Genomic DNA, 23649 nt, shown 5'->3' with positions numbered 1-23649 from the left:
CGGGGTGCAGCCTATCCGTCGACCCTCGCAGGTAGACTGACACTGACGCGGCCTTGTCAAATGAGCTGCGTAAAGAGGGTGTGCGCGCCTCGCCGGCCCTCCCGCGCCTCGTCAGAAGGCGTGGTCGAGCGGCCCGTCCAGGGCGAGCGCGCTGGACAAGGGAGAGATCACATCACTGAACAGAACACACAGGACCTGGACCCGGTCACGCTGGAACACAGCGAGGCAGGGGTCCCCGACACCGACACGTCGCATCCGCTGAAGGCCGATGCGCCCGTCCGCTCCGACTCCCCCACGTTCGCCGAGTTCGGCGTGAAGGCGGAGATCGTCAAGGCCCTCTCCGAGGCCGGCATCGAGCGGACCTTCGCCATCCAGGAACTGACGCTGCCGCTGGCACTCGCCGGCGAGGACGTCATCGGTCAGGCCCGCACCGGCACCGGCAAGACGCTGGGCTTCGGTGTGCCGCTGCTGAACCGCATCGACCTGCCGGGTGACGGCACCCCGCAGGTGCTGATCGTGGTGCCGACCCGCGAGCTGTGCCTGCAGGTCAACCACGACCTGTCCGACGCGGGCAAGCACCTCGGCATCCGCGTCGAGGCCATCTACGGCGGCCGCCCGTACGAGCCGCAGATCGCGGCGCTGCGCAAGGGCGTCGACGTCGTCGTCGGCACGCCGGGCCGCCTGCTGGATCTCGCCGAACAGCGCCACCTGGTGCTGGGCAAGGTCCGCGCGCTGGTGCTCGACGAGGCCGACCGCATGCTCGACCTCGGCTTCCTGCCCGACATCGAGCGGATCCTGCGCATGGTGCCCGACGAGCGGCAGACCATGCTGTTCTCCGCGACCATGCCGGGCCCGATCATCACGCTGGCCCGCACGTTCCTGCACCAGCCGACGCACATCCGGGCCGAGGAGAACGACGCGGGCGCCATCCACGAGCGCACCCGCCAGTTCGTCTACCGGGCGCACTCGCTGGACAAGATCGAGGTCGTCGCGCGTGCGCTGCAGGCGGACAGCCGCGGTCTGACGATGATCTTCAGCCGCACCAAGCGGACCGCCCAGAAGGTCGCCGACGACCTCGAGGAGCGCGGCTTCGCGGTCGCCGCGGTGCACGGGGACCTGGGCCAGGGCGCCCGCGAGCAGGCGCTGCGCGCGTTCCGCTCCGGCAAGGTCGACGTCCTGATCTCCACGGACGTGGCGGCCCGCGGCATCGACATCGACGACGTCACGCACGTCATCAACTTCCAGTGCCCCGAGGACGACGGCACCTACGTGCACCGCATCGGCCGCACCGGCCGCGCGGGCCGCGAAGGTGTGGCGATCACGCTCGTCGACTGGGACGACGAACCGCGCTGGAAGCTGATCAGCGACACACTCGGCCTGGACATGCCGGTGCCGGTGGAGACGTACTCGACGTCCGAGCACCTGTTCTCCGACCTGGGCATCCCCGAGGGTTCGACCGGCAGGCTGCCGCTGGCCAAGCGGACCCGCGTTGGGCTGGACGCGGAGCCGGAGGAGGACCTGGGCGGCACGAAGAAGGGCCGCAACCGGCGTCGTTCGCGCCGCCCGGCCGGTCCGGCCGCCGACTCGCCGCGCAAGACCGAGTCGACCGAGACCAGTGGCGAGCCGCGGCAGCGCCGTCGGCGCCGCCGCGGTGGTGGCGAGGGCGGTGAGCAGCCCGCGGAGACGCAGGAGGCCACGGCCGCCACGTCGTCGCCGAAGTCGGAGCGTCCGGCCCGCACGCGGCGGCGCCGCAGCCGGGCCGGGGTGTCCACGGGCGAGACGCCGAACACCAGCGAAACAGGCGGTGCCAACCCGCCTCCCCGCGATTAGAAGTGTTGGTCCCGACCCAGCGTCACTCGCGGACCGCAGGCGGTTGGTGGCCAAGTACCGCCACGTTCCCCTGAGGCTCTGCTGACGAGCGTGAGGACTACTCCACACGCTACCTAGCTCCTTCCTGCCATCAAGGCGTGGAACACTAGGTCACCATGATTGGCGACGAGGACGTGCTCGACGGGACGGACAATCCCGTCGAGCGCTGGGAACGGACCAGGTTCCACCGCAAGCGCGACGTCCTCGTCGCGGCGGTCATCGCGGTGGCCGCACTGGTCGGCGGGCTGCTCCTGTGGCAGTCCAGCGACATCCGCGCGACCACGTCCGAGACTGCCGGCTCGCCGATGACCTCACCCGCCCGGCCGCCGGTGTTCCCGCCGTCGCTCGCCGAGGTGTGGCGTGCCCGGTCGCCCGCGACCCCGGAGCCGGTGACGGTCGGCCCGGCCGTGGTGACCGGCAACGGCGGCGAGGTGGCCGGCCGCGACCCGCTCACCGGTGACGTCCGCTGGCGCTACAACCGCGACCTGCCGCTGTGCACGGTGTCGTCGGCGTGGCAGCTGGCGATCGCCGTGTACGCGAAGAAGGACAACCTCCTGCCCGACGGCGACCCGCGCAAGGCGGGTGGCTGCAGCGAGGTCACCGCGCTGTGGCCGGAAACCGGTCAGCGCGGCCGCCCCGCTCGCCAGGACGAGCAGCGCGACAGCCCGTACCTGGGCACCCGCAACTCCGACGCGGAGCTGGGCACCCGGCTGCTGTCGGACGGCACGTACCTGACGACGACCGGCGCGCACCTGCTGACGACGTGGCGGTCCGACCTGGTGCTGACCATGGAGTACGGCAAGGTCGGCGCGATCCAGAACCCGGACAAGCAGCCGAGGAACGGCTGCGAGTACGGCACGACCGCGGTGGTCACCGGCAAGATCGCGGTGGTGGAACGCTGCCCGACGGACCCGGGCGACCGGGTGACGGTCTACAAGGCGACCGGCGAGGACGACTCCGAGAAGCCGGTGGTCGTGTCCAGCGTCGTGGTCGGCAACGGCGCCAAGGTCGTCGCCATGAGCGAGCAGTGCCGGCTGGACGCCTCCCAACCGGACGAGGTGCAGCAGTGCACCGCGGTGGCGCTGCCGAACCCGAACCGGCTGGTGCTGCTGAACGAGAAGGGCAGCCAGATCCGGTCGTACCCCCTGGACATCGGCCCGGGCGACCTGCGCGGCGACCCGGCGGACCACGTGATGTCGGTGAACCGCGTGACCGGCGCCGTCTACTGGTTCACCGGCTCGCGCACGATCGCCCTGTCCCTGGACGACCTACGTCCACTGTGGACAATCGACGACGCCATGGGCCCCGGCACCGCGTTCGCGGGGAAGATCCTGGTCCCGGTCAAGGGCGCGATCGAGGTCCTGAACCCGGCTACGGGCGAGATCGTGGCGACGACCCCGCTGGACCGCGAGGGCTACGACGGCGAGATCACCATGTCGGCCTCGGGCCCGATGGTCTTCGAACAGCGCGGCGACACACTGGTCGCGCTCCGCTGAGTTATCCACAGCAGGGCGAGTTGTCCACAGTTGGCCCCACACACCTTGTGTAATCGGCGATAACTGATAGACTGGCAAGGCGGGACGCCCCCGGGACAGGGTGGGGTTTGGCATCCAGCCGTTTCGGCGGTGACGCCGGGTGCGGGCGCATTGTGACGGTGTGAGTGAAGTCCGGCGTGATTCCACACGTTCACGAGTGACCTTGAGGCACACTCAGAACGTGAACATCCCGTCGCAGTTGTCGCCGCACGGGGCGGACCGGGTCGATCTGCCGGGTCGGTACGGGCGCCTCGCCGCTTTGCGCAGGCGCGCGGTCGGCGCGACGGACCCCAAGCCGACCGCCCTCCTCCTGCCCGGCTACGGCGGGTCCAAAGAGGACTTCTCGCCGCTGTTCGACCCCATCGCCACCGCCGGGTTCGAGGCCATCGCCGTCGACCTCCCCGGGCAGAACGAGTCCGACGGGCCCGACGACGAAGCCGCCTACCAGCCGGCCGCGCTCGGCGGGATCATCGCCGAGCTGGTCGGCAAGCTCGCCGCCGAAGGCAGCCCCGTCGTGCTGCTCGGCCACTCGTACGGCGGCCTTGTCGCACGGGCCGCCGTGCTCGCGGGCGCGCCCGTCGCCGGCCTGACGCTCATGGCCTCCGGTCCAGCCGAACTGCCGGAAGGCCTGCGCCGCCAGGCACTGGAGTACGGCGAGCCCACCATGCGCGAGCACGGCATCGAAGCCGCCTACAAGCTGCGCGAACAGCTCGACGCGATGGCCCCGCCGCAGCCGGGGCGCACCCCGGAGCTGGCGACGTTCTTCCGCGACCGGTTCCTGCGCTCGCACCCGGCCGCCCTGCTCGGCAAGGCCCGCGCGCTGCGCAGCGAACCCGACCTGGTCAGCGCACTCGCCCGCGTCCTCCACACCTCCGGCACGCCGTGCCTCGTGTGCTGCGGCGAGTTCGACGACGCGTGGCCCGTCTCGGCGCAGCGCGACATGGCCGACCGCCTCGACACGGACTTCGCCGTCATCCCCGCCGCCCGCCACTCGCCCAACACCGAGAACCCGGAGGGGCTGCTCGCCACGCTCCTACCCACCTGGCGCACCTGGCTCACCTGACGCTGCCTGTCGATCGAGCCGGCCGGGTCGGTCACCACCGGCACCGGCGTGCTCATCGCGACGTACGTTCGCACCACTTCTTGAGCGACGCCGCCTCCGTGTCGACGGCCTGCCGGATGAGCCTGCCCACCAGCAGGCTCGTGAGCGGCGCCATCGGCCCCGCAAGGTCGAACGTGAGCAGCACGGTCGTGCGGCCGTCGTCCTCGGTCACGACGTGGTCGGCGGACATGCGCAGCCCGCGGCCCGCGCTGGCCCACGTGAACGAGTGGCCGTCGTTCAGCGCGGTGACGGTCCAGGTCCGCGCGGGCTGCTTCGGCTGCCGGACGCTGGCGACACTGCCCGCGCGCAGGCTGTCGCCCGTCAGCCGGACCTCGGTCATCGTCGGCGTCCACTCCGGCCACTTCTCGATGTCCTTGACGGTGCGCCAGACCAGGTCGGCCGGGGCGTCGATGGTGGTGGTCACCTCGTGTCTCATATCCGCGACTGTACCATTTGGTACATGTCGCGAGCGGACCTTCTCGAGCGCGTGATCACCTATCTGGCGGACGCGGGTGTCGGTGACCGCAGCCTGCGCCGGATCGCGGCGGGCGCTGGGACGAGCCACCGCATGCTGATCTACCACTTCGGCACGCGGGAGGCGCTGCTCGTCGAGGTCGTGCGCGCGGTGGAGGAACGCACGCGGGAGGCACTCGCGTCGCTGCGGGCCAGGTCGCCGAGGGAGCAGGCGACGGAGTTCTGGCAGCGGTTGAGCGACCCGGCGCTCGCCCCGTACGAGCGGCTGTTCTTCGAGCTGTACGGGGCGGCGCTGGCGGGTCAGGAGTCGTTCGCGCCGGTGCTGGACGGGATCGTCACGTCGTGGCTGGCGGACGAGTCACGGTTCGCGGGCCAGTCGCTCGCACAGGCGCGGATGACGCTGGCGTTCGCCCGCGGCGCGCTGCTGGACCTGCTCGCGACCGGCGACCGGGAGGCCGTGGACGCGTCGGTCCAGGAGTTCATCGACCTGGCTTGGCCGGAGTAAGCCCTGGTCAGGACCACCAGAAGAGCCAGAGCGCGGCGGCGGACACGGCCACCACGCCCAGCACGGACAACGCGGCCTGCCACCCGGTGCGGCGGTCGGCGAACCGCTGCACGAACACGGCGAGCACCGCGGCGGCGATGTGCCCGAACACGGTCAGCGGGCCGGGCCCCGGCATCCCCTGGAAGAACGCGAGCACCTGGAACACGACGACGACCACGGCGAGCACGGACATGCCCACCGCCAGCGCACCGGAGAGCTCACGCCACGGCCCACCGCGATGCGCGGGGGGCGGGGTGGGTCGTGGTCCCACAGGCAGCTCCACCGTGGTCGCGTTCGAGTAGTCCACAGGACCTCCACAAGTCCGGGCGACTCTAACCCAACGGCGCGAGCATCGCCCAGGACTCCATCGCGGGCCCGGCCGCCTGGCCTTCCTGGCAGCTGCGGCGGAAGTCGCACCAGGAGCACTGGCGGCCGACCTGCGCGGGGAACAGCACGTCCGGGTCACCGCCTGCGTTGAGGGTGTCCGTGGCGAGGTGGAACTCCTCCGCCGCCTCCTCGGCCCGCGTGCGGTGCCGGGTGAGGGACTCCTCGGTGTGCTCCCACGCCGCGACCGTGCCGGTCGGCAGGTGGTGCAGCTCGACGCGGGTGCACGGCCTGCGCAACGTCCGCCGGGCCGCCAGCACGTAGAGCGCCAGCGCCTGCGACGACCGCGCGTCGTCGGTGGTCAGCGCGGACCGCCCGGTCTTGTAGTCGATGATGACGACCTCGCCGTCCCGCTCGTCGATCCGGTCGACCCGCCCCTCGGCGACGATCGTGCCGACGGGTGCCGACACCCACCGCTCCAGCCCGACGGGGTCCATCGAGACGTCGTTCTCGGCCACGTAGTCGGCGACCCAGCCCGCGGCACGGGTCCGGTACTCCGCGGCCTGCGTGGGCCCGGCGAACCCTTCGTCGCTCCAGTGCTGCCCGACGAGCGCGACCGCCGCTTCGGGCGTGCGCTTGGCGACGGGCAGGTCGAAGAAGGCGCGCAAAGCGTTGTGCACCACCGCACCCAGCGTGCTGTGCGCCCACGCCCCGCCCCGCGGCGGCGTGGGCCGGTCGAGGTAGGCCATGCGAAAACGGCGCGGACAGTCCACCCAGGTGGAGAGCCGGGAGGGGGTGACTTTGATGAGCCTGCGCGGCATGGCGTCGAACCCGAGTTGCACGGTGCCACGGTAGAGGACACCACCGACAGAAACTTCTGGGGAGCGATCCCCCGGATCCCCGGCGGAGTTACGCGCCGCTCACGAACCCCTGCACGGAGTCGGCGATGAGCTGCACCGCGATCGCCGCCAGGAGCAGGCCGGCGATCTTCGCGAGGAGCGTGATGCCGCTGTCCTTGAAGATGCGGATCAGCAACCCGGAGAACCGCAGGCACAGCCACAGGATCAGGTGCACGGCGACGATCGCGAGCGCGAGCGCGAGGTACGACCCGGCCTGCCCTTCTGCGTGCCGCACGAAGACGATCGTGGCGGCGATGGCACCCGGCCCGGCCAGCAGCGGAGTGCCCAGCGGCACGAGCGCGACGTTGACGTCGTCGACTTCCTGGGGCTGCGTCGTGTCCCGCCCGGTGAGCAGGTCGAGCGCGATCAGCAGGAGGAGAAGGCCGCCCGCCCCCTGCACGGCGGGAATCCCGATGCCGAGGTAGGAGAGGATCGCCTCCCCGCCGACGGCGAAGAGGCTGATGACCCCGAGCGCGACGAGGACCGCCTGCCGCGCTGCCCGCAATCGTGCCGCCCGTGCCTTCCTGCCGACGAGGCTGAGGAAGACGGGAATGGTGCCGGGCGGATCCATGATCACGACGAGGGTGATCGTGGCCTCGGCGAACAGACGGGCATCGAACAGCACCGCGTCAGCCTGCCATGCCGGCGACCACACCGACGACACCGACGAGCAACCGGAGGACCGGACCACTTATCCGGACACGACAGGCACCCCGGTGGCCCGCCGGGCGATCTCCTCCAGCGCCTCCGGAGCAGTCATCTCCTGTCCGAGCCGGATCACCTTGTTGGTCCCGTGGTAGTCACTGGACCCGGTCGTGATCAACCCCATCTCGTCGGCGAGGTCGCGCAAACGCTTGCGGGCATCCTGGTCGTGGTCGGGGTGATCGACCTCCACCCCGCCCAGCCCGACCCCGGCCAGCTCCTTGATCACCGAAGCGGTCACGGTGGGCCCCCGGTGCGTGGCGAAGGCATGCGCGAGCACGGTCACCCCGCCGGCCCGCTCGATCATCTCGATCGACTCGAAGATGGGTGTCCGCGAGCTCGGCAGGTAGTACCGCCCCCGATCGTTCAGGAACCGGGCGAAGGCCTCGTCCACCGACGACACCACCCCGGCCCGCATCAACGCCATGGCGAGGTGCGGCCTGCCCGCGGTGGCCGTCTCCGGCACGGACTCCAGCAACGACTCGGCAGAGATCGGAAACCCGTCGGCGGCCATCAGGTCGGCGATCCGGGCCAGCCGCTCCCGCCGCTCGGCCCGTGCCCGCGCGTACTCCCGGACCACCGCGTCGGCAGCGGGGTCGAACAGGTAGGCCAGCAGGTGCACGGTGCACTGGCCACCGCGCCCGTCGGGCGAGACGCACGACAGCTCCGCCCCCCGGACAAGACGGAGACCGGGTGGGAGCGCATCGAATGCCTCGTCCCACCCGGCCGTCGTGTCGTGGTCGGTGATGGCCAGTGCGTCCAACCCCGCCCCGGCCGCGTTGGCGACCAGCTGGGCCGGGGTGTCGGTGCCGTCGGACGCCGTCGAGTGGGTGTGCAGATCAATCCTCACACCCCTATTGAACGCTCTAGCCCACCATCGGCTTCCGCCTGGCCAGGCGCTGCGCCTTGATCATCGAGAAGCGGGCCTTCTGCGCGTCCTTGTCACCGAAGACCAGTTCCGAGATCGCGTCGTAGACCTGCTCGGCCTTGGGCAGGTACTCGAGGCGGTTCAGTGCCTGGATCTGACCGGCGGACTCGACGATCATCGTGCCGTAGCCGAGGACGCGGCCCATGAGCGGTCGTTCGTAGGTGAGGTCGGTGACCTTGCCGATCGGCATCATCAGCACCTTGGTGGTGATGATGCCGGTCGTCATCATCATGCGTTTGTCGGTCACCACGATCCGCTCCACCCACCAGGACACCACCTGGTAGGCGAAGCGGAGCAGTACGAACAGCGCCGCGTACCACAGGATGTTCTGAACGAGCCACATCGACGGCGGTAGCAGGTAGGACACCATCACCGCGACCGCGAGCAACGCGATCGTCTCGAAGATCTCCCAGGCAAGGCATGCCCAGTGCAGGCGCACCCGAATGACCCGACGTTCAGAGTCAAGCAGGTACTCGTCTGAATCCCGTGGGGCGAACATGGTTCGACGTTACTCGGATCAGGTCTGGAATACCGAGCGTACGAACGTGATCACCGCTTCTGCCGCGTCCCTCAGGGTGTTCAGGATGGACGTCACGAGCGCTGCCGACTGGACGGGCTGGGTGACGAGGAAGAACACCAACAACGCCGCGCCAGAGATAATCAGGACCTTCTTGGCTTTCACCGGGTGTTACTCCGTGTCCTTGGGTGGGTTGCTGACTGTCGTTCTTGAAAACCGTTGTACAGCACGGTGCGGCCAAACGGGAGGGTAGTACTGCTCTTGGGGCAAGGGTCGGGTAACTCGCTGCCCAGCGGCTACGCTTCGTGTTCATGACCGACTCCGACGTTCCGATGATCCGGTGTGTCGGGGCGGTCGTGCACGACGCGGAGGGGCGGTTGCTGCTGGTCCAGCGGGCCAACGACCCCGGCCGGGGGCAGTGGTCGCTACCCGGTGGCCGCGTGGAGCCCGGGGAGAGCGACGCTTCCGCCGTCGCCCGCGAACTCCGTGAGGAGACCGGCCTCGAGGTGCTGGCCGGATCCTTGGCCGGGAGCGTATCGCGACCCGCTCCACAGGGCGTCTACCTGATCTTCGACTACGTCGCGCGCGTCGTCGGCGGACGGCTTTCCGCAGGTGACGATGCGTCCGATGTCGCGTGGGTGGACCTCGTCACATTCACCGACCTCGACCGGCGCGGTCTGCTGGTGGACCAGCTGGCGGAGACGCTGACCGGCTGGCAGGTGCTCCCTCGCCGCTAGCGGGCTCAGGCGAGCCAGTGCATGCGTTCGCCGTGCCACGAGGTCCGCGCGAGCGGGGTGGTCTGCTCCTCGCCGTCGACCCACCGGGTGGCCGCCAGGACCGCGAGGCCCGTGTCCAGGTCAGGGCGGTCCGGGCACAGGCCGACGCCGTAGGCCTCCAGGCTCACCCAGTAGGCCGGTCGTGCGGCGGCCAACTCAGCGACCGCCGTCCGGAAAGCCGTCACCCGTTCGGCCGAAAGTGATCGCAGTGCGTTGCTGGTGAGCATGATCACCGGCAGTTCGAGGGGGATCCGGGCCGCCGCGGCCGCGAGGTCGGTGACCGGGTCGCCCGCGATCATCGTCGGCGGCTTCTTCCTGCGTGCGGTGGCCGCGGCACCCAGCTGACGCAGCCGGTCGGGCTGGTCCGGCCAGACGCACGCCTCGAGCCACGCGTACTCGTCCTCGTCGTCGAGATCCACCGGATCGGTGTCGAGGCCGACCTTCGCGGACACCAGCAACCGCTTGGGGATCGTGGGCCCCTTCTGCCCCGGCTCGAGCTTCAGCGCGCAGTGCAGCCCGAGGGCGGCCCGCCCAGGGCCCGCCACGATCTGCCCGGACTGCTCCGACTGGTACCGGTACGAGTACAGGTCCATGCCCAGCAGCAGACCGGCGCACGCGCCCACCTCGAGCAGGGCCACCGGCCCGCCACCCGCCAGCCGCGCCGCGTGCGCGACGGCCGGGTAGAACAGGGCGGCCCTGCCGACCTCGTTGCTGCGGGGCACCCGGCTCGCCACGAGCACGCGGATCTTGTCGGCCCGGTCCAGCACGAACGTCCGGAACATCGGCCACAGGCTCGGATCCGGCCCGTACGAACCGCCGAGCGCCGGGTAGTAGTTCGTCAGCTCGTGGAACGGCTCCGCCTGCAGCACACGCTGGACGGCGGCGAGCAACAGTGCCGGATCGGGCGAGGCCGCGTCCGTGAGCAGCTTCGCGACCTCGTCGTCGTCCGCCGCGTGCGCGGCCAGATGGCTGTAGAGGGGCGAAACTTCCGCTGCTTCGTCGGCGAACCGCCGCAACCGATCCCGGATCCCGTCAAGCGCGGCGCTCATACCCCTAGTTTGCCGCAGGCTCCGGCCGGCCGGGCTGCTCGCCTCCCCGTGCGTCACCGTAGGAGCGCTTCGGGACCATCACCTTGCGCCGGAACACGCAGACCACGGTGCCGTCCTGCTTGTAGCCACGGGTCTCGACGTACACGACGCCGCGGTCGTCCTTCGACTTCGACGGCGTCTTGTCCAGCACCTCGGTCTCGCCGTAAATGGTGTCGCCGTGGAAGGTCGGCTTCACGTGCCGCAGCGACTCGATCTCCAGGTTCGCTATCGCCTTGCCGGAGACGTCGGGCACGGACATGCCGAGCAGCAACGAGTAGATGTAGTTGCCGACGACCACGTTCTTGCCGAAGTCGGTGGTGTTCTCCGCGTAGTTCGCGTCCAGGTGGAGCGGGTGGTGGTTCATGGTGAGCAGGCAGAACAGGTGGTCGTCGTACTCGGTCACGGTCTTGCCGGGCCAGTGCTTGTAGACGGCCCCGACCTCGAACTCCTCGTAGTACCGACCGAACTGCACGGCGAACCTCCTTGTCATGACCGGACGCAGGCAGTCTGTCAGGTGGAGTACCCTCGACAACTGGTGTGTGAGTGAGCCCGCACCAACATGACCCGAGGAGGTGAGGACGCGTGAGCGACCCGCATAACCATTCCGGCGTGACAAGTCGCAGTAGCACCCGCGTTCCCGCCGGAGGGGTCACCAGCTAAGGCAGCAGGTTCCCGCTGGATCCGGCCGGACGCTCCGGCGCCTTCGTGGCGCGTGCCGTCCTGTCTCCCAGCTGGAGGTCACCATGCCCGCCATCCCCTCGCTCGGCAACCTGCGGGGCCGGAACAACCGGCGCCATCAGCATCCCGCGCCCACCGAGGAGCAGGCGCACGTCGTCGACTGCGGTGTGTACGTCGACGGGCTGCGGCTGCCTGGCCAGTGGTCGCCGGTGGACGCGATCACCGAGGCCCGGCGCAGGCGCGACGGGTTCGTGTGGATCGGGCTGTACGAGCCGGGTGAGGAGCAGCTGCAGGGCATCGCCGAGGTGTTCGGGCTGCACGAGCTGGCCGTGGAGGACGCGGTCACCGCGCACCAGCGGCCCAAGCTGGACCGGTACGACGAGACGCTGTTCATGGTGCTCAAGACCGTCCGGTACATCGCGCACGAGTCGCCGACGACCGCCAACGAGATCGTCGAGACCGGCGAGATCATGGCGTTCCTCGGCAAGCAGTTCATCGTGACCGTGCGCCACGGCAAGCACTCCGGCCTGCAGTCGCTGCGCGAGGAGCTGGAAGGCCAGCCGGACCGGCTGCAGATCGGGCCTGCCGCGGTGCTGCACGGCATCGCGGACCGGATCGTCGACTCCTACCTCGCGGTGAGCGAGGCGTTCGAGGGCGACATCGACGTCATCGAGGCCAGCGTGTTCGCGCCGCGCAGCCCGATCGGCGCCGAGCAGATGTACCTGATGAAGCGGGAGATCCTGGAGCTGCGCCGCGCGGTCATGCCGCTCGCCGTGCCGCTGCGACGGCTCGCGGAGGGCTACACGCCGCTGGTGCCGGAGCAGGTCCGGTCGTACTTCCGCGACGTCGACGACCACCTCACCACGGTGTCCGAGCGCGTCGCGAGCTACGACGAGCTGCTGACCACGCTGGTGGACGCCACGCTCGCGAAGATCTCGCTGCAGCAGAACACCGACATGCGCAAGATCACCGCGTGGGCGGCGATCATCGCCGTGCCGACCATGGGGGTCGGCGTGTACGGCATGAACTTCGACTACATGCCGGAGCTGCACTGGCGGTTCGGCTACCCGCTCGTCATGTGCGTGATCGTGACCGCCTGTTTCATCCTCTACCGCATCTTCCGGAAGAACCGATGGCTGTAGCTGGGTCGCACCCAGCTGTCGAGCTCACCCGTCCATGTGTGTCGAGGGAGGTTCCCCGTGTCGAAGCTGCTCACCAACCCCCGTTTCTGGATGCTGTCGTTCGTCCTGACCTGGCTCGTGGTCGTCACCGTGCTCATCGCCATGGGGCCGGACATCGCCCCGGACACCGCGGGCGCTCGCTGACGACGCGACCGCGAGGAACCGCACGCCGGGAACTCCCCGGCGGCCTCCGGCCCCGGGATCCAGCCTAGGCAGCGGCACCGACAGAAACCGCCGCGAAACCGAGCCGGTGGGACTCTCGTCCGAGGTCAGTCGTCGTCGCCGCCGATGACCGGGGTGCTGGCCTTCTCCGGTTTGCCGAAGATGTCGAGGGGGTTGCCCACCACGCGGCTGCGGGACTTGTGGTCGCCGTCCCCGCCGCCGCCTTGTGCGCCGGCCATCGGCATCATCGGCATCATGCCCATGCCGCCGCGGCCGGCGCTCTTCGGCTCGCTCGCCGCGGCGGCCCCGGCCGCGGGCGGGTTCTCCAGGCGCGGTGCCTGCTCCCCGGCGACCGTGAAGTTGCCCGCCGCCAAGGGTTTCGCCGAGTCGCCCGCGCCCAGACCACCGCCACCGCCGAACCCACCGCCACCGGCGCCTGCCTTGTCGGTGCTCGTGTCGATCGGCTCTCCGGGGGGCGGGACCGTGGGCGGAGCAGCGGGCGCGGGCATCGCCCAGTTGTCCTCGGGGAACGTGTGCGCCATCGTCACGCCCTGGAAGGCGTCGGAACCGTCGACGCCCTCGCACAGCTGCACGAACGCCTCGAGGATCTGCCGCACGGCCTCGAACAGCTCCTTGGACGGCCTGCGCATCAGGTCGAGGTACTCGCGGGTGCGGTCGTCGCCCTGCACCGGGAGTGCCATCGCGTCCGACGCGGTCTCCGCCGTCTCCGCCATGACGGTGGCCAGCTGCACGACGACCTCGCGGATGCCGTCCGCAATCTTGTCGAGCACGTCGGCCATCGCGATCATGGCGTCCGACAGGTCGTTGCCCGCCAGGCCGACCTTCTGCATGTACGCGATGAACGAGTCCGCGGCCTCGCCGTCCCACGCGGCGTCCAGCTTGCCCAGCGGCGTCGTCAACGCCTCCGTCACCTGCTCGGCGCCCTCGCCGACGAGGCGCCAGCGCCCGGCTTCGGCGTGCAGGTCGCTCCAGCGGCCGACGACCGGCGCGAAGTACTCCTCCACCGGGTCGGCGATGCCCAGGTGGCGCGCGAGCTTCGACAGGTAGTCGAGCTGCGCGGCGATCCGGTTCTCGATCTCCTTGCCGTCCGGCGCTGTCGCGACGTCGGTGACCTCGTAGCTCACGACGACCCCTCGCAGGCTCCGTGTCGCCGCTCGCGGTCGCCCTGCGTCTTATGGTTCGCTCCGCAAGCTCCGCTCACCGCTCCTCCCGACGGATCGTGACGCCACCGTCGTCGTCGGTGTCGACGTAGCCGGCGGTGACCTTGTCGAGCCCGTCGGACGCCGACGCGAGCGCGTCGACGGCACGCGCGAGCTGCTCACGCAGGAGCTGCGCGGCCTTGCCGTAGGCCTGGGTGGTGTTGACGGTCCGCCCGAGCTGCCCGAACGACTCCTGGTCCAGCGGCTCGATGCCCATCGTCTTGACGCCCTCGGCCAGCGCGTCCGCGCTGTTGCCCGCGAGCTGCGCGTACCCGCCGACCCACGTCGCGTCGAACTTGATCCCCGTCACAAGTCCACCCTTCGTCAGGCCTCCGACGATAGGTGACCCCGCGTGGTTCCCATCGATGCTTGTGCAACGAGGTCACCACGCGGGGACAGGACTTTGCGAACAGAACGGACCCGGGGCGTCAGCCCCCGCCTTGCGCGTCCGGTGTGTCGGACGGGTACTGCCCCGGCCCGATCGGTGTCGAGTCGTAGCTCTGTTCCACGTCCTTCACGCTCAACGACGCGCCGTCCGGCAACAGCTGGATGATGCTGCGTGGCGCCGGTTTCTGGTCGGACAGACCCAGCCCCTCCGCGGTCGCCCGGTCCGGCACGCCGTACTTCACGCCGCGGTCGGAGATCAGCGTGATCTGCCCGCGCTGGAAGTCCTCCGGCGACGTCGACTGCCGCACCACCGCACCCCGGCCCGCGGGCATGTAGAAGTGGTCGATCCGCACGCCGTCCGCGTTCGGGCTCGAGATCGGGACGGTCTGCGGCGAGCCGTCCCGGTTCAGCTTGATGCCCGGCAGGGCCTTGCCGACGTGCACCGACGTGAACTCCTCCGCGTTGTCACCCGCACCGGAGTAGCTCCAGCCGAGGCAGGCGACCGGGAAGTTCTCCGGGTCGAGCACCTCGGTGTCCCGCTCGGGGAACGTCGAGTCGTCGATGTCACTGCTCTGCTCGACGTTCGCGATCAGCGCCGGGCTGACCGCGGCGATCCGCTCCCCGCCGAGGTTGCGGTAGTACCGGATTAGGTTCGCCGTCGACCGCTTGATCTCCTCGATGCCGTTCTTGAGCAACACGTAGGTCCTGGTCACGTCGCCAGCGCGCTCGACCTCGAACACCGACCCGACCTCCCGCAGCTCCGGGTTTTCGAGGTCCACGTTGGAGTCGGTCTCGCGGCCGGTGATGCCCGGCGGCCGCAGCGGCGCCTTCTCCGGGATGGCGTTGAGCATGCCGGTCGTGATCGTGCGCGGCTCAACGCCCTCCAGCTCGAGCGCGGCGGCCACCGCGTCGTCCTCGATGTTCACCTCGGCGCGCACCGCGCTGGTGTTCGGCAGGTTCGCCGTGCCCGGTGTGCGGTAGACGAGGTAGGTCTTGCCGTTCGGGGCGCGCACCAGCAGCGACTCGTTCGGTTTCAGCTGCGGCCCCAGCTCCTTGACCCCGGCGATCACCGTGGTCTCGACCTTGTTCTCCTTCGCCGGGTCGGGCAGACCGCGGTCGAGGATGTACTGGTCGCAGACCGTCCACCGGGACTCGATGCGCTGGTCCGCGCTCGGCAGCAGGTCGGGCCCGTCCGCGATGCCGACCTTGCGGCCCTTCGGGATGTCCCGCAGCTCGTTGTCGTCGACCACGGTCGGCGCGACGACCTCGACGGGCGCGGCCTGCTGGTTGGCGGCGGGCTGGCTGTCACCCCCCGGCGTGTCCTTCTGCTGCTGCGCCATGAGCAGCAGCCGCGCCGATGCCATGTTGAACACCGGCAAGAGCTTCTTGTCCGGTTGGGCGATGAGCACGTAGACCTGGCCGGACGGCTTGCCGATGACGATGCCGTCCTTGGTCGGCGCCTGTGGTTTCGGCGACAGGATCCCCCAGATCAGGAAACCCAGCAGACCGAGTGCGGCGATGCACACACCCACGACGGTCGCACGGCTGTGCGTCCGCATCGGGTCGTGCAACATCACCGCGTCCTTGCGGACCAGGGCCGACTGCATCCTGCGCAGCACGAACCGATACGCCTGAACCTGTGACTTGGTAGTCGGTGTAGATGGCATTTCCGCCTCTGCAGCTCCCCGATCGCGGTACGGTTCCGCAGGATAGCCCTACCGGCGTCGGTTGCACGGCGGTTCCGGACCAACGGCAGAATCACGGTCCGGTGGGCACACAGGGACGAGGGGAAAGATCGAGCGGATGTCGGTGAGCACTCCTCCACGGCGCGGGAACGGCGGAACGCCTCCTCCGGCCCAGCCGCCGAGACCGCCGGGGTCCGGGGCCCCCGCTGGTCGGCACGGAGGACAAGGTGCCCCCGCACGACCGGCCATGCCCGGCGCACCCGCTGCGCCGGGCGCCACGCCCGGCCGTGGCACGCCGCCCGGCGGCATGCCCGCGCGGCCCGCGGCACCTGGTCGCCCGGCCGGACCCGGCGTGCCCGGTGGTCCTGGCGTGCCCGGTGGTCCTGGCGTGCCCGGCGGTCCTGGCGTGCCCGGCGGTCCTGGCGTGCCCGGCGGTCCTGGTGGTCCTGGTGGTCCTGGCGTGCCCGCCGGGCCTGGTGGACCTGGCGGTCGCGGCGGTCAGGGCAGCGCCCCTGGCAGGCCCGCCGCTCCCGGTCCTGGTGGCCCCGGCGGTCCCGGTGGGCCAGGTGGCCCTGGTGGTTCCGGCGGCGGCTCGGGTGGCGGACCCGGTGGTCCCGGCGGCCCGGGTGGCAACGGCGGCGGGTCCGGGGCACGGCCCCCGGCAGGCCCGCCGCGGCCGCCGATGTCGGCACGGCGGCGCACGCGGGGCTCGAGCCTCGGCGCGCTGCCCGTCGGCAACCTGGTCGTGCTCGAGGTCGCCGTCGCGATCGGGCTGGTCCTGCTCGCGATCGACATCGACCTGGTCTACGTCTCCATGGGCATCGCGGTCATCGGGCTGCTGGTCGCCGCCATCCGCTGGCGCGGCCGCTGGTTCACGCAGTGGATCGGCCTGACGATGCGGTACGCGATGCGCTCGCACGCGCGGCTGTCCAAGCCGACCAAGCCGGTCAGCATCGAGGGCATCGAAGGCATCGCGGACTCCGACGCCACGCCGGTCACCGGCCCCGACGACCCGCGCGTCAGCCTGCTGCGGCTCGCCGTGCCGGACCTGGTCGTCGCGCACGGCACCGACCACGAGCGCAGGCCGCTCGGCCTCGCGTGGCACGACGGCACGTGGACCGCGGTCCTGCTCGTCGACCCGGCACCGGGCCTGGTCACGCAACTCGGCGGCGCACCGAACCTGCCGCTCGGCGCGCTCGCGCCCTGCCTCGAGGACCGCGGTGTGGTGCTGGACGCCATCCAGGTCATCTGGCACTGCTACCCGGGCAGCGCCGCGCTGCCGCCGAACTCCCCCGCCCTGGCCTCCTACATGGAGCTGCTCGGCCCGCTGCCCGCGGCCGCGCGCCGCACCACGTGGGTCGCCGTGCGGCTGGACCCGCGCCGCTGCCCCGCGGCGGTCCGCGAGCGTGGTGGCGGCGTGCTCGGTGCGCACCGCGCGCTGATCGGTGCACTCTCCCGCGTGCGCAACGCACTCGAGTCGCGTGGTGTGCCGACCCGTCCGCTCGACCCGGACGAGCTGCTCAAGGCCGGTATCTCCGCCTCGGAGCTGACCGGTGCGCTGCACGTGGCGCCGCCGACGCAGGCGGGTGGCCCGGTACCGCAGCAACCGCAGACACCGAGGGCGCGGCTCACCGAGCGGTGGACCGGTGTCACGGTCGCCGGCATCGGCCACGCGAGCTACGCCATCACCGGCTGGTCCCGCGGCAAGCCCGCCACCAGCCTGAACGCGCTGACCGGCGTGCGCGCACTGTCGTCGACGGTGGCCGTGTCGATCTCGCCCGGCGCCGAGGAGGACCAGGTCGGCATCCGCGGGCTGGTGCGGGTCAGCGCCCGCACACCCGGTGAGCTGGAGTACGCCGACGAGCGGCTGACCACGATCTCCGACCGGCTCGGCATCACCCTGACCCCGCTGCGCGGGCTGCAGGTCGCTGGGCTCGCCGCGACGCTGCCGTTGGGAGGCCGGGCGTAGTGAGCGGAGCTTGCGGAGCGAACCATGAGGCACCGGCACGCCCCGGCGCCTGCGAGGGGGCGTCATGAGTGAATCGTCGAGGCTCCTCGACATCCAGACCGGCAACGGGCTGACGCAGGAGTTCCTGATGTCGCCCACGATGCTCGACGCGATCAGCCCGACCGGTGACCGGGGCGGCATGATGCTCGGCTCGTCGCTGCAGGGCGAGCCGATGACGATCTCCGCGCTGCGGCCCGCGCCGACCCGCCTCGTGCTGGTCGGCGGGCTGTACCTGGCGCGGCAGGTGGCGCTGCGTGCCATGGCGGTCGGCGCGTGGGTGGTCGTCGCCACCGGGCGGCCCGCCTCGTGGCAGGTGCTGCAGAAGGCCGCGGGCACCGGACCGGACGGGCGGCCCGCGCCGCTCGTGCAGATCCGGCGCCTCTCGCCGGTCGAGCTGCCCCGTCCTTCGGAGGACGGCCCGCTGCTCGTCGTGCACGACGGCGGCCCGACCCCGCAGGAACTGTTCCCGCCGCGGTCACCGTGGCAGACCACGGTCTACGTGCTGCCGTACATGCACCCGCAGGCCGGGGCGACCGCGAACGCGGCAGACCTGGTGCTGCTGCAGCGGTTGCCGGTCGGTCAGGCCCAGCTCGCGGCACGCGTGTGGCGGCTGCCGCCGCCGATGGTGCACGAGCTGACCACGCTCGCCGACGACGAGGTCGTCGCGCTCGGGCACATGCTGTGGAAGCGGATGAAGCTGATCACCAACACCAAGGAACAGCAGATCCTGGGCCCGGTCCGGCGCGGCGACTGAGGAACGGCCCGGCCGGGACGCGGCACCCGGGCCAACTTCCAGGACCGTTCAGCCGAACCTCTTCCCACAGCGTGGTCGGTTGTTCAAAAGTACCTACTTGCGTTTCTTGTTCGAGTGATCATTTCCAGCGAATGTTGACCTTGAACACACGGGCGGGACCTCATCGAGGGCTGAGGCCGCACGTGCCCTGCGACAAGGAGAAACACACATGAGTAGGTCTCGTGCTGCCTCGATGAGGCGGCTGGTGGCGGGTGGTGCCGCCACCGCGGCGGCGGTCGGGCTCGCCGTCGTGGCTGCCGCTCCGGCGGCCGCCGAACCCGGGGTGAGGATCCTCGGTGCCGACTCGGCCACCGCGGTCGAGGGCAGCTACATCGTCGTCTACGAGGACGGCACGGCGGCGGCGTCCGTCGCCGCCACGCTCGGCGGGCAGGTCACGCACCTGTACCAGGCGCTGAACGGGTTCGCGGCGTCGATGAGCGAGCAGCAGGCGCAGGAGCTCGCCGCCGACCCGAGCGTGTCGTTCGTGCAGCAGAACCAGACGGTCCGGATCACCGACGTCGCGTCGTGGGGCATCGACCGGGTCGACCAGCGCGACCTGCCGCTGGACGGCAGCTACACGGCCTCGACGACCGCGTCGAACGTGCACGCGTACATCATCGACACCGGGTTGGACTTCGACCACCCCGACTTCGGCGGCCGCGCGACCTCCGGCTTCGACGCGGTCGACGGTGACACCGCGGAGGACTGCCACGGCCACGGCACGCACGTGGGTGGCACCGTCGGCGGCACCGCCCACGGTCTGGCCAAGGAGGTCAGCCTCGTCGGTGTGCGGGTGCTGGACTGCAACGGCTCCGGCACCACCGCGCAGGTCGTCGCGGGCATCGACTGGGTGACCGAGAACGCGGCCAAGCCTGCCGTGGCCAACATGAGCCTCGGCGGCGGCGTCGACGCCGCGATCGACGAGGCCGTGCAGCGCTCGATCGCCTCTGGCGTCACGTACGCGATCGCGTCCGGCAACTCCTACGGCGCCGACGCGTGCGACTACTCCCCGGCCCGGGTGCCCGAGGCGATCACCGTGAACGCGTCGACCGACACCGACGCACGTGCGTCGTTCTCGAACATCGGCACCTGCACCGACATCTACGCGCCGGGCCAGGACATCACGTCCGCGTGGCTCGACGGCGGCACCAGCACGATCAGCGGCACCTCGATGGCGACCCCGCACGTGGCGGGCGCGGCCGCGCTGTACCTGGCCGACCACCCCGACGCCGCCCCCGCAGCGGTGCGCGACGCCCTGGTCGCCGCGGGCACCCCGGACAAGATCACGGACGCGGGCGCCGGCTCGCCGAACGTGCTTCTGCACACCGGGGCGGGCGGCACCGACCCCGAGCCGCCGACGGGCTGCGCTGCCGCGAGCAACGCCACCCGCGTCACGATCCCGGACGCGGGCGCCGCGGTGACGAGCGCCATCGAGATCACCGGCTGCGATGGCAACGCGTCGGCCACGGCCGCCGCGAACGTGCAGATCACCCACACCTACCGCGGTGACCTGGTCGTCGACCTGGTGGCGCCGGACGGCACCGCCTACCGCCTGAAGGACGCCAACGCGTTCGACGGCGCCGACAACGTGAACCAGACCTTCACGGTCGACGCGTCCGCGAAGGCGGCGAACGGCGTGTGGACGCTGCGCGTGCAGGACCTGTACGGCGCTGACACAGGCGCGCTGACGGGTTGGACGCTGGACGTCTGACCTGGCAGTTGTTCCGGCGCTCCCCGCCCGTTCGTGGTGGGGAGCGCCGTTCCACGTGTGGCCTCTGGCCTCCGGCCCCCGGTTCAAGCCTCGCACGGACCACCGACACTCCCGTCGGCTCCGAGGGCGGTTGTCCACAGGTGGGCTGGTTGTCCACAGGGCGGGGCTCAGCGACCCGTTGCTGTCGGTGCCGTGCCGTAGCGTGGTTCGAGGGGGCCGGAGGCCAGCCGGGGCGCCGGACAGGCGCGCGGCGGGCGAGCGCGGGCCCGGCGAGCCAACGTGGCGTCGGCAGGTGGCCGCCGAGGCGGTGGTTGCGTTCCCTGAGCCGTGTCGCAGCGGCGCAGCGCGGGTTCCGCTGGAGTGTCACCCGACCGCGACGGCCGGCCTCAGAGGTGTTCGCGGATGTTGCGGGTCTGCTCCGCGCGGGCGGCCAGCTGGTCCGGCGGCGGGTAGTCGACACCTGTCAGCGTCAGGCCGTGCGCGGGCGCGACCGTGATCGTGCTCGGGCGGGTTCCCGCCGTCAGCAGCGAACCCGGCCACTCCGCGGCCTTGCGGCCCTCGCCCACCGCCAGCAGCGCACCGACGAGGCTGCGCACCATCGAGTGGCAGAACGCGTCCGCGGACACGTGCGCCGTCACCACGTCGCCGTCGCGTGTCCATGACAGGCGCTGCAGGTCGCGGATGGTGGTCGCGCCTTCGCGGCGGCGGCAGAAGGCCACGAAGTCGTTCAGGCCGACCAGACGCGCCGACGCCTCGTTCATCGCGGGCACGTCCAGCAGGCGCGGCCACGTCACCGTGTCGTTGCGGCGCAACGGGTCCGCGGACCACTGGCGGTCGCACAGCCGGTAGCGGTAGTGCCTGCGCACCGCGGAGAAGCGGGCGTCGAAGCCCGGCGGTGCCACGGAGATCGAGTGGACGCGGACGTCCGAGGGCAGCGCGCGGGCCAGGCGGTTCAGATCCGGCACCGCGGGCACGTCCGTGTGCGCCACCTGGCCCGACGCGTGCACACCGGCGTCGGTGCGGCCCGCGACCGTCAGGCGGACGTCGTGGCGCAGGACCATCGACAGGGTGTCCTCGATGACCCCGCACACCGTGCGGCGGCCGGGCTGCCGCGCCCAGCCGGAGAAATCCGTGCCGTCGTAGGCGATGCCGAGCATGAACCGGACGAGCCCGCCACCCCTGGGGGTGACGGGCTCGTGCGGAGCGAAACCGGTCAGGACTCGTCTTCCTGCGACGTGGGCTTGCTGAAGCCCGCGGCCTCCGCGTCCTCGGCGGTGGCGAACCACACCTCGGCGACGGTCCGGTCGTAGTACTGCGTGTCCGGCTCGTGGTACAGCATCGAGTCGGCGTTGCCCTTGATCGGGAAGCCCTCGGGCTGCGAACCGTCCTCCAGCGCGGCGCGGCTGCCCGCGCCGTAGGGGTGCTCGTCGTCCGACGTGCTCTCCTCGACTTCGACGTCCGCCGGGGCCTCGGCAGCAGCCGTGTCCTCGGCGGGGGCCTCGGTCGCGGCGGGCTTCTCGTCCTTGGCGAACTTCGTCTTGCGCGCGGCCTCGGCCTCCGCGGTGACGGTCTTCTCCTGCACCAGTTCGATGATCGCCATGGGGGCGTTGTCGCCCTTGCGCGGGATCGTCTTCAGGATGCGGGTGTAGCCGCCGTTGCGGTCCGCGAAGAACGGGCCGATCTCCGTGACGAGACGGTGCACGACCTCCTGGTCGCGGATCACCTTCATGATCATGCGGCGGTTGTGGAGGTCACCCACCTTCGCCTTGGTGATCAGGCGCTCCGCGTACGGCCGCAGCTTCTTGGCCTTGGCCTGGGTGGTGGTGATCCGGCCGTGCTGGAACAGCGATGTGGCGAGGTTTGCCAGCATCAGCCGCTCGTGGGCCGGCGAGCCGCCCAGGCGGGCGCCCTTGGTTGGCGTGGGCATTACAGCTGCTCCGTCTCCGCGTAGTCCTGGCCATCGTCACTGCCGGTGTCCGCGCCAACGCCGCTGTCCGACCAGCCCTCGCTCGAGTAGTCCGAGGCGGCGGTGGTCGGGTCGAACCCGGGCGGGCTGTCCTTCAGTGCCAGGCCGAGACCGACGAGCTTCATCTTGACCTCGTCGATCGACTTCGCGCCGAAGTTGCGGATGTCCAGCAGATCGGCCTCGCTGCGCGAGACGAGCTCACCCACGGTGTGGATGCCCTCGCGCTTGAGGCAGTTGTACGAACGCACGGTGAGGTCGAGGTCCTCGATCGGCATCGCGTAGGCGGCGATGGTGTCCGCCTCCTGCGGCGACGGACCGATCTCGATCCCCTCGGCGTCCACGTTCAGCTCGCGGGCGAGACCGAACAGCTCGACCAGCGTCTTGCCGGCCGACGCGACGGCGTCCCGCGGGGTGATCGACGGCTTCGTCTCGACGTCGAGGATCAGCCGGTCGAAGTCGGTGCGCTGCTCGACACGCGTCGCCTCGACCTTGTAGGTGACCCGCAGCACCGGCGAGTAGATCGAGTCGACCGGGATGCGGCCGATCTCGGCGCCAGCCTGCTTGTTCTGCACCGCGGGCACGTAACCGCGGCCGCGCTCGACGACGAGCTCGATCTCCAGCTTGCCCTTGCCGTTCAGCGTGGCGATGTGGAGATCGGGGTTGTGCACGGTGACACCGGCCGGCGGCACGATGTCGCCCGCGGTGACCTCACCCGGGCCCTGCTTGCGCAGGTACATCGTGACCGGCTCGTCCTCCTCGGAGCTGACGACGAGCTCCTTGAGGTTCAGGATGATGTCGGTGACGTCTTCCTTCACGCCCGGCACGGTGGTGAACTCGTGCAGCACACCGTCGATGCGGATGCTCGTGACGGACGCACCCGGGATCGACGACAGCAGGGTCCGCCGCAGCGAGTTGCCCAGCGTGTAGCCGAAACCCGGCTCCAGCGGCTCGATGGTGAACCGGGAGCGCGTCTCGTTGACCGGCTCCTCGCCGAGCGAGGGCCGCTGAGAAATCAGCACTTTCTTGTTTCCTTTACCTCAGGGGCGACCGCTATTTGACGCCCACCGGAGATGAACCCGGCGGCGGCCCGGGAACGGGCC

General features: G+C 70.8%; 25 protein-coding genes. 10 read left to right on the top strand and 15 right to left on the bottom strand.

Translation table 11 applies throughout. The annotated features are described in order from the left end of the window. Positions 1–171 precede the first annotated feature (171 nt). From FHR82_RS37685 to FHR82_RS37675, 3 genes are all read left to right on the top strand, one after another. Complete coding sequence (locus FHR82_RS37685) at positions 172–1830, top strand: DEAD/DEAH box helicase (protein ID WP_376706473.1); 1659 nt, start codon at positions 172–174, stop codon at positions 1828–1830. Positions 1831–1985: 155 nt separating this feature from the next. Beyond that, positions 1986–3365 carry an Rv3212 family protein gene (locus tag FHR82_RS37680; protein WP_184815398.1) on the top strand — a complete coding sequence of 460 codons (1380 nt, stop codon included), beginning with the start codon at positions 1986–1988 and terminating at the stop codon, positions 3363–3365. Between the two features lie 220 nt (positions 3366–3585). Continuing rightward, entirely contained in the window at positions 3586–4467 is an 882-nt protein-coding gene (locus FHR82_RS37675; RefSeq protein WP_311771462.1) for an alpha/beta fold hydrolase, read from the top strand. Positions 4468–4519: 52 nt separating this feature from the next. On the opposite strand, the gene FHR82_RS37670 is transcribed toward FHR82_RS37675, so the two are convergent. Next, positions 4520–4942: an SRPBCC family protein gene (locus tag FHR82_RS37670; RefSeq protein ID WP_184815397.1), complete on the bottom strand. Its 423-nt coding sequence runs from the start codon at positions 4940–4942 to the stop codon at positions 4520–4522. A gap of 24 nt (positions 4943–4966) precedes the next feature. On the opposite strand from FHR82_RS37670, the gene FHR82_RS37665 reads away from it, so the two are divergent. Further along, positions 4967–5485 carry a TetR family transcriptional regulator gene (locus FHR82_RS37665; RefSeq protein ID WP_184815396.1) on the top strand — a complete coding sequence of 173 codons (519 nt, stop codon included), beginning with the start codon at positions 4967–4969 and terminating at the stop codon, positions 5483–5485. 7 nt (positions 5486–5492) lie between these two features. Here FHR82_RS37665 and FHR82_RS37660 read toward each other — a convergent pair whose 3' ends face one another. The 6 genes from FHR82_RS37660 to FHR82_RS37635 all read right to left on the bottom strand — a co-directional run bounded on the left by FHR82_RS37660 (position 5493) and on the right by FHR82_RS37635 (position 9059). After that, positions 5493–5831: a hypothetical protein gene (locus FHR82_RS37660; RefSeq protein WP_311771461.1), complete on the bottom strand. Its 339-nt coding sequence runs from the start codon at positions 5829–5831 to the stop codon at positions 5493–5495. 25 nt (positions 5832–5856) lie between these two features. Then, the gene (locus FHR82_RS37655; protein WP_184815497.1) at positions 5857–6669 is read right to left on the bottom strand and encodes a RecB family exonuclease; all 813 of its coding nucleotides are present in this window, start codon (positions 6667–6669) and stop codon (positions 5857–5859) included. A gap of 88 nt (positions 6670–6757) precedes the next feature. Further along, positions 6758–7372, bottom strand: a complete 615-nt coding sequence (locus FHR82_RS37650; RefSeq protein ID WP_311771460.1) for a MarC family protein — start codon at positions 7370–7372, stop codon at positions 6758–6760. Positions 7373–7438: 66 nt separating this feature from the next. Then, complete coding sequence (locus FHR82_RS37645; RefSeq protein WP_184815395.1) at positions 7439–8299, bottom strand: PHP domain-containing protein; 861 nt, start codon at positions 8297–8299, stop codon at positions 7439–7441. Between the two features lie 16 nt (positions 8300–8315). Further along, positions 8316–8876, bottom strand: coding sequence for a PH domain-containing protein (locus FHR82_RS37640; protein ID WP_184815394.1), 561 nt, complete (start codon positions 8874–8876; stop codon positions 8316–8318). A gap of 18 nt (positions 8877–8894) precedes the next feature. After that, on the bottom strand, positions 8895–9059 hold the full coding sequence (locus FHR82_RS37635) for a hypothetical protein (RefSeq protein ID WP_184815393.1): 165 nt from the start codon (positions 9057–9059) through the stop codon (positions 8895–8897). A gap of 146 nt (positions 9060–9205) precedes the next feature. Here FHR82_RS37635 and FHR82_RS37630 point away from each other — a divergent pair, with 146 nt between their 5' ends. Continuing rightward, a complete protein-coding gene (locus FHR82_RS37630) occupies positions 9206–9631 on the top strand; it encodes an NUDIX hydrolase (protein WP_225944062.1) in 426 nt (141 codons plus the stop codon). A gap of 5 nt (positions 9632–9636) precedes the next feature. On the opposite strand, the gene FHR82_RS37625 is transcribed toward FHR82_RS37630, so the two are convergent. Together FHR82_RS37625 and FHR82_RS37620 are read right to left on the bottom strand one after the other, a co-directional pair. Beyond that, positions 9637–10719 carry a DUF2332 domain-containing protein gene (locus FHR82_RS37625; RefSeq protein WP_184815392.1) on the bottom strand — a complete coding sequence of 361 codons (1083 nt, stop codon included), beginning with the start codon at positions 10717–10719 and terminating at the stop codon, positions 9637–9639. A gap of 4 nt (positions 10720–10723) precedes the next feature. Further along, complete coding sequence (locus FHR82_RS37620) at positions 10724–11248, bottom strand: MaoC family dehydratase (RefSeq protein ID WP_221464759.1); 525 nt, start codon at positions 11246–11248, stop codon at positions 10724–10726. Positions 11249–11501: 253 nt separating this feature from the next. Here FHR82_RS37620 and corA point away from each other — a divergent pair, with 253 nt between their 5' ends. After that, positions 11502–12578 carry a magnesium/cobalt transporter CorA gene (gene corA, locus FHR82_RS37615; RefSeq protein WP_184815390.1) on the top strand — a complete coding sequence of 359 codons (1077 nt, stop codon included), beginning with the start codon at positions 11502–11504 and terminating at the stop codon, positions 12576–12578. A gap of 57 nt (positions 12579–12635) precedes the next feature. Next, positions 12636–12761 (top strand): hypothetical protein, encoded by a 126-nt coding sequence (locus FHR82_RS46850; RefSeq protein ID WP_260418171.1) that lies wholly within the window; start codon positions 12636–12638, stop codon positions 12759–12761. 125 nt (positions 12762–12886) lie between these two features. Here the strand turns inward: FHR82_RS46850 and FHR82_RS37610 are convergent, their stop codons facing one another. From FHR82_RS37610 to eccB, 3 genes are all read right to left on the bottom strand, one after another. Next, positions 12887–13924: a WXG100 family type VII secretion target gene (locus FHR82_RS37610; RefSeq protein ID WP_184815389.1), complete on the bottom strand. Its 1038-nt coding sequence runs from the start codon at positions 13922–13924 to the stop codon at positions 12887–12889. A 73-nt stretch (positions 13925–13997) separates the two neighbouring features. Beyond that, positions 13998–14309 (bottom strand): hypothetical protein, encoded by a 312-nt coding sequence (locus FHR82_RS37605; RefSeq protein WP_184815388.1) that lies wholly within the window; start codon positions 14307–14309, stop codon positions 13998–14000. A gap of 118 nt (positions 14310–14427) precedes the next feature. Next, a complete protein-coding gene (gene eccB, locus FHR82_RS37600) occupies positions 14428–16053 on the bottom strand; it encodes a type VII secretion protein EccB (RefSeq protein ID WP_184815387.1) in 1626 nt (541 codons plus the stop codon). 700 nt (positions 16054–16753) lie between these two features. On the opposite strand from eccB, the gene eccE reads away from it, so the two are divergent. The 3 genes from eccE (at position 16754) to FHR82_RS37585 (ending at position 20583) form a co-directional block, all read left to right on the top strand. Next, complete coding sequence (eccE, locus tag FHR82_RS37595; protein WP_184815494.1) at positions 16754–18040, top strand: type VII secretion protein EccE; 1287 nt, start codon at positions 16754–16756, stop codon at positions 18038–18040. Positions 18041–18104: 64 nt separating this feature from the next. Beyond that, complete coding sequence (locus FHR82_RS37590; RefSeq protein WP_184815386.1) at positions 18105–18833, top strand: hypothetical protein; 729 nt, start codon at positions 18105–18107, stop codon at positions 18831–18833. 208 nt (positions 18834–19041) lie between these two features. Beyond that, positions 19042–20583 (top strand): S8 family peptidase, encoded by a 1542-nt coding sequence (locus FHR82_RS37585; protein WP_184815385.1) that lies wholly within the window; start codon positions 19042–19044, stop codon positions 20581–20583. Between the two features lie 386 nt (positions 20584–20969). Here the strand turns inward: FHR82_RS37585 and truA are convergent, their stop codons facing one another. Genes truA through FHR82_RS37570 form a run of 3 tightly spaced genes read right to left on the bottom strand, consistent with a single transcriptional unit; the run spans position 20970 to position 23568 of the window. Continuing rightward, positions 20970–21740, bottom strand: coding sequence for a tRNA pseudouridine(38-40) synthase TruA (gene truA / locus FHR82_RS37580; protein WP_184815384.1), 771 nt, complete (start codon positions 21738–21740; stop codon positions 20970–20972). Positions 21741–21796: 56 nt separating this feature from the next. Further along, positions 21797–22510, bottom strand: a complete 714-nt coding sequence (gene rplQ / locus FHR82_RS46845; protein ID WP_184815383.1) for a 50S ribosomal protein L17, sunset domain variant — start codon at positions 22508–22510, stop codon at positions 21797–21799. Then, entirely contained in the window at positions 22510–23568 is a 1059-nt protein-coding gene (locus tag FHR82_RS37570; protein WP_184815382.1) for a DNA-directed RNA polymerase subunit alpha, read from the bottom strand. Before FHR82_RS37570 ends, rplQ begins: the two co-directional genes overlap by 1 nt. Positions 23569–23649: the final 81 nt, after the last annotated feature.

The sequence above is a fragment of the Actinophytocola algeriensis genome (assembly GCF_014203735.1).
Lineage (GTDB): Bacteria > Actinomycetota > Actinomycetes > Mycobacteriales > Pseudonocardiaceae > Actinophytocola > Actinophytocola algeriensis.
Note: the sequence above shows the minus strand (reverse complement) of the source record. Positions and strands in the feature narration are given on the sequence as shown.

Coding starts and splice junctions, on each gene's coding strand:
- FHR82_RS37680 (WP_184815398.1), top strand. CDS start 1,986: ATGATTGGCGACGAGGACGTGCTCGACGGGACGGACAATCCCGTCGAG.
- FHR82_RS37670 (WP_184815397.1), bottom strand. CDS start 4,942: ATGAGACACGAGGTGACCACCACCATCGACGCCCCGGCCGACCTGGTC.
- FHR82_RS37665 (WP_184815396.1), top strand. CDS start 4,967: ATGTCGCGAGCGGACCTTCTCGAGCGCGTGATCACCTATCTGGCGGAC.
- FHR82_RS37655 (WP_184815497.1), bottom strand. CDS start 6,669: ATGCCGCGCAGGCTCATCAAAGTCACCCCCTCCCGGCTCTCCACCTGG.
- FHR82_RS37640 (WP_184815394.1), bottom strand. CDS start 8,876: ATGTTCGCCCCACGGGATTCAGACGAGTACCTGCTTGACTCTGAACGT.
- FHR82_RS37630 (WP_225944062.1), top strand. CDS start 9,206: ATGACCGACTCCGACGTTCCGATGATCCGGTGTGTCGGGGCGGTCGTG.
- FHR82_RS37625 (WP_184815392.1), bottom strand. CDS start 10,719: ATGAGCGCCGCGCTTGACGGGATCCGGGATCGGTTGCGGCGGTTCGCC.
- FHR82_RS37620 (WP_221464759.1), bottom strand. CDS start 11,248: ATGACAAGGAGGTTCGCCGTGCAGTTCGGTCGGTACTACGAGGAGTTC.
- corA (WP_184815390.1), top strand. CDS start 11,502: ATGCCCGCCATCCCCTCGCTCGGCAACCTGCGGGGCCGGAACAACCGG.
- eccB (WP_184815387.1), bottom strand. CDS start 16,053: ATGCCATCTACACCGACTACCAAGTCACAGGTTCAGGCGTATCGGTTC.
- eccE (WP_184815494.1), top strand. CDS start 16,754: ATGTCGGCACGGCGGCGCACGCGGGGCTCGAGCCTCGGCGCGCTGCCC.
- FHR82_RS37590 (WP_184815386.1), top strand. CDS start 18,105: ATGAGTGAATCGTCGAGGCTCCTCGACATCCAGACCGGCAACGGGCTG.
- FHR82_RS37585 (WP_184815385.1), top strand. CDS start 19,042: ATGAGTAGGTCTCGTGCTGCCTCGATGAGGCGGCTGGTGGCGGGTGGT.
- truA (WP_184815384.1), bottom strand. CDS start 21,740: ATGCTCGGCATCGCCTACGACGGCACGGATTTCTCCGGCTGGGCGCGG.
- rplQ (WP_184815383.1), bottom strand. CDS start 22,510: ATGCCCACGCCAACCAAGGGCGCCCGCCTGGGCGGCTCGCCGGCCCAC.